At 71.2% G+C, this 8,062-nt stretch carries 5 protein-coding genes; all 5 read left to right on the forward strand.

What is annotated here, in order from left to right; translation table 11 throughout:
• Nucleotides 1-26: 26 nt before the first annotated feature.
• The 5 genes from CQZ88_RS14150 (at nt 27) to CQZ88_RS14170 (ending at nt 8,031) form a co-directional block, all read left to right on the forward strand.
• A complete protein-coding gene (locus CQZ88_RS14150) occupies nt 27-1,403 on the forward strand; it encodes a wax ester/triacylglycerol synthase family O-acyltransferase (protein WP_006938093.1) in 1,377 nt (458 codons plus the stop codon).
• A 119-nt stretch (nt 1,404-1,522) separates the two neighbouring features.
• Entirely contained in the window at nt 1,523-2,761 is a 1,239-nt protein-coding gene (locus CQZ88_RS14155) for a ribonuclease D (protein WP_006938094.1), read from the forward strand.
• Between the two features lie 375 nt (nt 2,762-3,136).
• Nucleotides 3,137-4,345, forward strand: coding sequence for a thiolase family protein (locus CQZ88_RS14160; RefSeq protein ID WP_006938095.1), 1,209 nt, complete (start codon nt 3,137-3,139; stop codon nt 4,343-4,345).
• 2 nt (nt 4,346-4,347) lie between these two features.
• Nucleotides 4,348-6,453: a 3-hydroxyacyl-CoA dehydrogenase NAD-binding domain-containing protein gene (locus CQZ88_RS14165; RefSeq protein ID WP_102799923.1), complete on the forward strand. Its 2,106-nt coding sequence runs from the start codon at nt 4,348-4,350 to the stop codon at nt 6,451-6,453.
• Nucleotides 6,454-6,591: 138 nt separating this feature from the next.
• Complete coding sequence (locus CQZ88_RS14170; RefSeq protein WP_029543433.1) at nt 6,592-8,031, forward strand: sugar porter family MFS transporter; 1,440 nt, start codon at nt 6,592-6,594, stop codon at nt 8,029-8,031.
• The last annotated feature ends 31 nt before the right edge of the window (nt 8,032-8,062 follow it).

An 8,062-nucleotide genomic window follows, 5' to 3' on the forward strand; every position in this document is an offset into this window, starting at 1 on the left:
ACTAGAACCTGTTCTAGAATGTGGCCATGCATCGACTCAGCGGCCTCGACGCCGGATTCCTGTACCTCGAGACGCCGACGCAGCTGCTGCACGTGTGCGGACTGATCGTCCTCGACACGACGACCGTTCCGGACGGGTACCGCTACGAGGCACTGCGCGCGGAACTCGCGGCCCGCCTCACGGCCGTACCGTTGTTCCGCCAGAAGATCGCCGACAGCCCGTTCAACCTCGACCATCCGGTATGGGTGGACGATCCGGACTTCGACCTCGACCGCCACCTGCACCGGGTCGCGGTCCCGGCGCCCGGGCGCCGGGAGGAGCTCGCGGACCTGTGCGGGCACATCGCCGCACAGCCGCTCGACCGCTCCCGGCCGCTGTGGGAGATGGTGGTGATCGAGGGCCTCGAGGACGGATCGGTCGCGGTGATGACGAAGATCCACCACGCCGGCGCCGACGGCGTCACCGGCGCGGACCTCGTGGCGCAGCTGTGCAGCCTCGAACCGGACGCGCCACGGCCCGAGCCCGTCACCGACGGGGCCGGCGGCGGCTCGGCGCTCGGGATCGCCCTCGGCGGCCTGTTCAACGTCGCCACCCGCCCGCTGGGGCTGGTGCGGGCGCTGCCCAAGACCGTGGAGCTGGTGCCCCGGTGGATCACCCGGGCCCGTCGCGGCGAGGCCATGCCGGCACCGTTCACCGCTCCGCGCACCTCCTTCAACGGCACGATCACCGGCCACCGCAGCGTCGGATTCGCGCAGTTCGACCTGGGCCGGGTCAAGTCCGTGAAGGACGAGCACGGGGTGAAGGTCAACGACGTGGTCATGGCCGTGTGCGCCGGTGCGCTGCGCCGTTACCTCGCCGACCGCGACGAGCTCCCCGACTCCCCGCTGATCGGCATGGTCCCGGTGTCGGTGCGCGGCAAGTCGGACCGGCCCGGACGCAACCAGGTCTCGCCGATGTTCGCGAGCCTGCACACCCACATCGCCGATCCGATCGAGCGACTGCACGCGATCGCGGATGCGAATGCCTGTGCCAAAGAACATAATTCGGCCCTGGGCGCAAGCCTGCTGCAGGACTGGACGCAGTTCATGGCGCCCGCGGTGTTCGGCGCAGCGATGCGCACGTACGCGTCGCTGCGGCTCGCGGAACGCCACCCCGTGGTCCACAACCTGGTGGTCTCGAACGTGCCCGGCCCTGCGATGCCCCTGTACTTCCTCGGGGCCCGGATCCGGGCCATGTACCCGCTGGGACCGATCTTCCACGGGGTCGGACTCAACATCACCGTGATGTCGTTGGACGGCGCGCTCGATGTCGGCGTGCTCACGTGCCCCGAACTTGTTCCCGACGTCTGGGCGCTCGTCGACGCCTTCCCTTCGGCGCTCGACGAACTCGACACCGCACCGTAGAATCCGCGCAGCAGCCCGCGCGGTCGTGTGCCACTCGTCACACCGGGAATCGGCACGTCGACCGCGCGGTTGACCGGGTCGACGCCCAGACCACCGCCACCCGGATAGAGTCACGAACCATGTCGGTAGCCAACGAACACGAGCCCGCAGGGGCGACGGTCCCGCTGCTGACCCCGCGTGACGGCGTCCCCGAGGTCGTCACCACGGCAGCCGGGGTGGCCGCGGCGGCGGAAGCGCTCGCCGCGGGCAGCGGGCCGCTCGCCGTCGACGCCGAGCGGGCTTCGGGCTTCCGGTACTCCGCGCGCGCCTATCTGGTGCAGCTGCGTCGCGCCGGCGCCGGCACGGTGCTGCTCGACCCGATCCCGACGGCCGACGCGCTCGCGCCGCTCGCGGCGGCGATCAACGATCTCGAGTGGGTGCTGCACTCCGCCGACCAGGACCTGCCCGGCCTCGACGAGCTGGGCCTGCGGCCCGCGGTGCTCTACGACACCGAACTGGCCGGGCGTCTCGCCGGCTTCGATCGGGTGGGGCTGGCCGCCATCGTCGAACGCACCCTCGGTTTCGAGCTGCGCAAGGGCCACGGGGCGGCCGACTGGTCCACCCGGCCGCTCCCCGACGCCTGGCTGAACTATGCGGCTCTCGACGTCGAGATCCTCGTCGAGCTGCGGGACGCGATGGCGGCCGAGCTCGAGCAGCAGGGCAAGTCGGAGTGGGCCGCGCAGGAGTTCGAGCACATCCGTCGCGCCGGGCCTCCGGCCCCCAAGCCCGACCGCTGGCGCCGCACCTCCCGCATCCACACCCTCAAGGATCCGCGGCGGCTCGCGATCGTGCGCGAGCTGTGGACGGCGCGAGACGAACTCGCGGCACGCCGGGACATCGCCCCGGGCCGGGTGCTGCCGGACTCCGCGATCGTCGCCGCAGCCGAGGCCGCCCCCCGTACCGTCGACGAGCTGCGCGCCCTGCCGGTCTTCGGGGGGCCGCGGCAGCGCCGGTCGTCGCGGGTGTGGCTGGGAGCGATCGAGCGGGCCCGGGCGCTGCCGAAATCGGAGCTGCCACCCGTTACACAGCCGTTCACCGGCCCGCCGCCGGCCAACCGCTGGGCCCGGCACGATCCCGACGCCGCCGCGCGGCTCACCGCGGCCCGTGCCGCGCTCGCCGAGCTCAGCGAGCAGGTCCAGGTGCCGGTGGAGAATCTCGTCGGCCCCGAACTGGTGCGCCGGTTGTGCTGGGAGTGGCGGGTGTCGGCGGATACCGACGTCGTCGCGTACATCGAGGAACGGTTCGCCACCGACGGGGCACGGCCCTGGCAGCGGGAGCTGACGGCGCCGCGCCTGGCGAAGGCGCTGACCGCGGACTGACCCGTTCCCACCGTCCCGACCCGCGGACCCACGGTCGCGTCACGCCCGATCCCTGCATTCGCCACCGCCTCGGCGTCGAGCGCTTCCGCATACCCGCTGTTCAGAGCAACGTACTCGGGACCAGCGCGGCGAGTTCCCCTGATGGTCACGAGCGCGCCCCGCAACCCCGGCGACCACCGGCCTCGCCGCAGGACGCCCAGACCGCCGGCGAGACCGGTGGCTGCCCGGCGCGCGCACCCCTCCGGTGACGCCCGGCGCGGATGGTAAGTTACTGGTCGGTAACACGCTGGCGTCCGGGCTGCCCGGCGCCGGGATGTTCCCGGAACCCTGGCCTCGCCGGCGTCGGCGAGCATCGCTCCATCGGGAGGAATACGCGTGGCGTCAACCACCACAACTCAACGCAATGTCGTCTTCGTCGACGGCGTACGCACCCCGTTCGGGAAAGCGGGCCCGAAGGGCATCTACGCGGAGACCCGCGCCGACGACCTCGTCGTCAAGACCATCCGGGAGCTGCTGCGCCGCAACCCGCAGCTCGACCCCGCGCGCATCGACGAGGTCGCCGTCGCCGCGACCACCCAGACCGGCGACCAGGGCCTGACCATCGGCCGCACTGCCGCGATCCTCGCCGGCCTACCGGAGACCGTGCCGGGCTTCGCGATCGACCGCATGTGCGCCGGCGCGATGACCGCAGTCACCACCACCGCCTCCGGAATCGGCTTCGGTCAGTACGACGTGGTGATCGCCGGCGGCGTCGAGCACATGGGCCGCCACCCGATGGGTCAGGGCGCCGATCCGAACCCCCGGTTCCTCGCCGACAAACTCGTCGACCCCAGCGCCCTGGTGATGGGCAACACCGCCGAGAACCTGCACGACCGGTTCCCCGGTATCACCAAGGCCCGCACCGACGCCTACGCCGTCGCCAGCCAGAACAAGTTCGACGCCGCGAAGAAGGCCGGCTACATCGCCGAGACCCTCGTGCCCGTCGCCACCCGGTCGGCGACCGGCTGGGGCCTGGCCACCGAGGACGAGCCGCCGCGCCCGGGCACCACGCTCGAGGATCTCGCGAAGCTCAAGACGCCGTTCCGCCCCGCCGGCCGCATCACCGCCGGCAACGCCGCCGGCCTCAACGACGGCGCGACGGCCTGCCTCCTCGCCGGCGAGGACACCGCCCGCGAACTCGGTCTGCAGATCGGCATGCGCATGGTCGGCTTCGCCTTCCAGGGCGTCGACCCGGCCGTGATGGGCATCGGCCCGGTGCCGGCGACCGAGAAGGTTCTCGCCCGCACCGGCCTGACCATCGACGACATCGGCCTGTTCGAGATCAACGAGGCCTTCGCCGTGCAGGTGCTCGCGTTTCTCGAACACTTCGGCATCGACGACGACGACCCGCGGGTCAACCAGTGGGGCGGCGCCATCGCCTGCGGCCACCCGCTCGCGTCGTCCGGCGTGCGCCTGATGACCCAGCTCTCCCGGCAGTTCGCCCGGCACCCCGAGGTGCGCTACGGCCTGACCACGATGTGCATCGGCCTCGGCATGGGCGGCACGGTGATCTGGGAGAACCCCAACTTCGAGGGAGACAAGTAGTCATGAGCGAGCTTTCGTCCCTGTTCGCCGACGAGGTCGTCACGAACGCCTACACCAAGCTCGTCGAGGTGCCCGGCATCGACGGCCCCGTCGCGCTGATCACCCTCGACAACGGGTTCGACCACACCAAGCCGAACTCGTTCGGCCCCGCCGGCCTCGAGGCCTTCGACAAGGCCCTCGACGAGGCCTTCGCCGCGAACCCCGCTGCTGTCGCGGTCACCGGCAAGCCGTTCATCTTCGCCGCCGGCGCCGACCTGAAGGGCGTTCCCTCGATCACCAGCCGCGAGCAGGGGCTCGAGCTGGGCCGCCTCGGCCACCGCGTGTTCCGCCGCCTGCGCGACTCGCAGGTGCCGACGTTCGCCTTCGTGGGCGGCCTCGCCCTCGGCGGCGGCCTCGAGGTCGGGCTGCACTGCCACTACCGGACCTACGCCGACAACGTGCCGGCGCTCGGCCTGCCCGAGACGATGCTGGGTCTGGTCCCCGGCTGGGGTGGCACCCAGCTGCTGCCGAACCTGATCGGGCCCGACCACGCGGTGACGCTGATCCTCGAGAACCCGCTCAACAACGGCAAGGTCATCCGCGCGAAGCAGGCCGCCGAACTCGGCCTGGCCGACGCGGTGTTCGGCTCGGCCGACTTCCTCGAGCAGTCCCTCGCCTGGGCTGCGAAGGTCCTCGCCGGGGACATCACCCCGGCCCGCCCCGAGATCGACCGCGGCGCCGGCTGGGACGCGGCGCTCGGCCGCGCGAAGGCGCTCGTCGCGGCCAAGACCCGCGGCTTCGCGCCCGGAGCGGCCCGGGCGGTCGAGCTGCTCGAGCTGGCCCGTAACACCGACATCGCCGATCCCGAGTCGCTGTCGAAGGGCTTCGCCGCCGAGGACGAGGCGCTGGCCGACCTGCTGATGTCCGACGAGCTGCGGGCCGGGCTCTACGCCTTCGACCTGGTCAACAAGCGTGCCAAGCGTCCCGCCGGTGCGCCGGACAAGTCCCTGGCCCGCAAGGTCACCGGCGTCGGCATCGTCGGGGCGGGCCTGATGGCCAGCCAGCTCGCGCTGCTGTTCGTGCGCCAGCTGCAGGTGCCGGTGATCCTCACCGACGTCGACTCCGAGCGCATCGACAAGGGTGTGGGCTACGTGCACACCGAGATCGACAAGCTGCAGGGCAAGGGCCGGCTGTCGCCCGACGCCGCGAACCGCCTCAAGGCGCTCGTGTCGGGCTCCCTCGACAAGGCCGCGTTCGCGAACACCGACTTCGTCATCGAGGCTGTGTTCGAGAACATGGACGTCAAGAAGCAGGTGTTCGCCGAGATCGAGCAGTACGTCTCGCCGGAAACCGTCCTGGCGACCAACACGTCGTCGCTGTCGATCACCACGATGGCCGCGGACCTGAAGCACCCCGAGCGCGTCGTCGGCTTCCACTTCTTCAACCCCGTCGCCGTGCTCCCGTTGCTCGAGATCATCAGGGGCGCGCAGACGGACGACGCGACCCTTGCGACGGCCTTCGCCACCGCCAAGGCGCTGAAGAAGTCGGCCGTGCTGTGCGGGGACCTGCCGGGCTTCGTGTTCAACCGGCTCGTCACCCGCACCCTCGGCGAGGTGATGACCGCCGTGGACGAGGGCACCCCGTTCGAGGTCGCGGACAACGCCGTCGGCGAGCTGGGCATGCCGATGAGCCCCTTCACGCTGCTCGCACTCGTCGGCCCGGCCGTCGCGCTACACACCGGCGAGACCCTGCAGGCCGCCTACCCCGACCGCTTCGTGTCCTCCCCCGGACTCGAGGCGCTCGTCGAGGCCCGCAAGCCGGGCGTGTGGACGTACGCGGACGGCAAGCAGGTCGTCGACCCGGAGGTCGCGGCGCTGTGGCCGCAGGGCGACAAGTCCTCCACCGCCGAGGAGGTGCTCGAGCGGACCCGTCGCGCCTTCGCCGAGGAGATCCGGATCATGCTCGAGGAGGGCGTCGTCGCCGCCCCCGAGGACATCGACCTGTGCCTGATCCTCGGCGGCGGCTTCGGATTCTGGAACGGCGGCATCACGCCGTACCTCGATCGCACCGGCACCTCGGAGGCCGTCAACGGCACACGCTTCCTCGCCCCCGGCGTGGCCGGCGTCTGACGAACCGGTAGCTCCGCACGGCGCCCCGGGACCCGCGTAACCGTCGTGGGCCCTGGGGCGCGTCCGTGCGTATCACCCCGGCCACGGTGCCCACCGAAGCGGCCCCCCCGACGCGGTGTCAGGCGTACCGTCCAGCCTGTGACCGACAGTTCCCACCTCCCCCATTCGAGGATCGAGCAGCAGCACACGGTGGCCCGCGCGGTGCTGTTCGCCGCCGTGGCCGCGCTCGGCGGATTCTTGTTCGGATACGACACCGCCGTCATCAACGGCGCCGTCGGCGCCATCCGCGAGCGCTACGAGGTCGGCGCCGGGGCCATCGGCCTGTCCGTGTCGCTGACGCTGGTCGGCGCGGCGCTCGGTGCGTGGATCGCCGGCAGCATCGCCGATCGGCTGGGCCGGATCCGGGTCATGCAGATCGCCGCGGTCCTGTTCCTTGTCGGCGCACTCGGGTCGGCGTTCCCCTTCAGCATCTACGACCTGACGTTCTGGCGCTCCATAGGTGGCGTGGGCGTCGGCTTCGCCTCGGTCATCGCCCCGGCCTACATCGCCGAGATCTCGCCCGCCGCCATACGTGGCCGGCTCGGCTCGATGTACCAGCTCGCGATCGTCCTCGGCATCGCCGTCTCCCAGCTCGTCAACTACGCCCTCGCCGCGGCCGCCGGCGGGGCCAGCGAAGAGCTGCTCGGCATCGAGGCCTGGCAGTGGATGCTCGCACTCGGCGCGGTCCCCGCGACCCTGTACCTGATCATGACCTTCCCGATCCCCGAATCGCCGCGGTACCTGGTGCGGATCGGCCGGGAGGACGCCGCGCGCCGCATCATCGCCACGGTCGAGGGCGGCGACGAGGTCGCCGTCGCCGAGCGGATCGCCACGATCCGCGAGACCCTGCACCTCGAGTCCGCCCGGCCGGGTGTGCGGGACGTGTTCTCCCGGCGGCTGGGCGTGGCTGCGCTGATCTACGTGGGCATCGCCCTGGCCGCGCTGCAGCAGTTCGTGGGCATCAACGTGATCTTCTACTACTCGTCGACGCTGTGGCAGGCGGTCGGATTCGGCGAGGACCGGTCCCTGCTCATCAGCGTCGTCAGCGCACTGGTCAACATCGTCGGTACCTTCGTGGCCATCGCGGTGATCGACAAGATCGGCCGCAAGCCGCTCCTGCTCGTCGGATCCGTCGGGATGGCGGCGTCGCTGGGCACCGCCGCCGTGTGCTTCCACTCGGCGACCTTCGTCGTCAACGAGGACGGGGAGAAGGTCGCGACGCTGTCCGACACCTACGGCATGATCGCCCTGCTCGCGGCCAACGCCTTCGTGTTCTTCTTCGCCCTGTCGTGGGGTCCGGTGGTGTGGGTCCTCATCAGCGAGATGTTCCCGAACCGGGTGCGTGCCGTCGCCGTCGGCATCGCGACCGCCTCCAACTGGATCGCGAACTTCCTCGTGTCCGCGACGTTCCCGGCGCTGGCGGACTGGAACCTGTCGTTCACCTATGCCGGCTACGCGGTGATGGCCGCGCTGTCTCTGCTGGTGGTGATCAAGTTCGTGCCCGAGACACGCGGACGGACCCTCGAGGAAGCCGGCTGAGCGACCGACGGGCCGGCCGCACGTGCGGCCG

The organism is Rhodococcus sp. ENV425, from assembly GCF_002887785.1.
Taxonomy (GTDB): Bacteria; Actinomycetota; Actinomycetes; order Mycobacteriales; family Mycobacteriaceae; genus Rhodococcus; species Rhodococcus aetherivorans.

Excerpts from the sequence above, each read along its gene's own strand:
- CQZ88_RS14150 (WP_006938093.1), top strand. The coding sequence starts at position 27 with ATGCATCGACTCAGCGGCCTCGACGCCGGATTCCTGTACCTCGAGACG.
- CQZ88_RS14155 (WP_006938094.1), top strand. The coding sequence starts at position 1,523 with ATGTCGGTAGCCAACGAACACGAGCCCGCAGGGGCGACGGTCCCGCTG.
- CQZ88_RS14165 (WP_102799923.1), top strand. The coding sequence starts at position 4,348 with ATGAGCGAGCTTTCGTCCCTGTTCGCCGACGAGGTCGTCACGAACGCC.